1 protein-coding gene is annotated in these 981 nt (G+C 73.1%); it reads right to left on the minus strand.

Features of this window, described 5'->3' with window-relative positions; all coding sequences use genetic code 11:
- The coding region (locus tag ACPCK6_RS29590; protein ID WP_423482856.1) for an acyltransferase domain-containing protein at nt 1–981 on the minus strand (981 nt) is incomplete at both ends.

Below are 981 nucleotides of genomic sequence, written 5' to 3' on the forward strand. Positions count from 1 at the left end.
TCAGGCAGCACGTCGGCGTTCATCGCGGTCAGGACGCTCTGCGGCCCGACCTCCAGGAACGTGTCCACCCCGGCAGCCCGCAGCGCCGTCACCCCATCGGCGAAGCGCACGGCCTCCCGCACATGCCGCACCCAATACTCCGGCGTGCAGATCTCGTCACCCGCCAGGGCCCCGGTCACGTTCGACACCACCGGCAGCAGCGGCGCAGCGAACTCCAACCCGTCGAGAACGGCCCGGAAATCGTCGAGCATCGGCTCCATCAGCGGACTGTGAAACGCGTGGCTCACCGTCAGCCGGCGAGTGCGCACACCCCGGTCGCGCCAGTGCCGCTCCACCTCGTCGAGGGCCTCGCCGGCACCGGACACCACCACTGCGGCCGGCCCGTTGACCGCAGCGACGCCCACCCGGTCGGTGAGCCCCGCGATCGACTCGACCACCGCAGCCTCGTCGGCCGCCACGGCCAGCATGCCGCCGCCCGTGGGCAACGCCTGCATCAACCGACCCCGCGCGGCCACGAGGACGCACGCGTCGGCCAGGGACAACACCCCCGCCACATGCGCCGCCGTCACCTCACCGATCGAATGACCAGCCACCACGTCCGGCACGATCCCGAACGACTCCACCAGACGGAACAACGCCACCTCGACCGCGAACAACCCGGCCTGCGTGAACACGGTCTGGTCCAGCAGCTCCGCCTCGGCGGTGCCCGCCTCGGCGAACAGCACCTCCCGCAGCGGGCGCGGCAGCAGCGGGTCGAGGTGTCCGCACACCTCGTCCAGCGCGGCGGCGAAGACCGGGAACCCGGCCGACAGATCCCGGCCCATCCCGGCGCGCTGCGCGCCCTGGCCGGAGAAGAGCAGGGCGAACTGGCCGCGCTGGCCGGTGGTGCCGGAGACGACCGTACCGGTGGGGTCGCCGTCGGCGAGGGCGGTCAACGCCGCGACCAGGTCGTCCCGGTCGGCGGCGGTGACGACCGCCCGG

Origin of the sequence: Micromonospora sp. AB353, from assembly GCF_049538395.1 — a bacterium.
GTDB lineage: Bacteria > Actinomycetota > Actinomycetes > Mycobacteriales > Micromonosporaceae > Micromonospora > Micromonospora aurantiaca.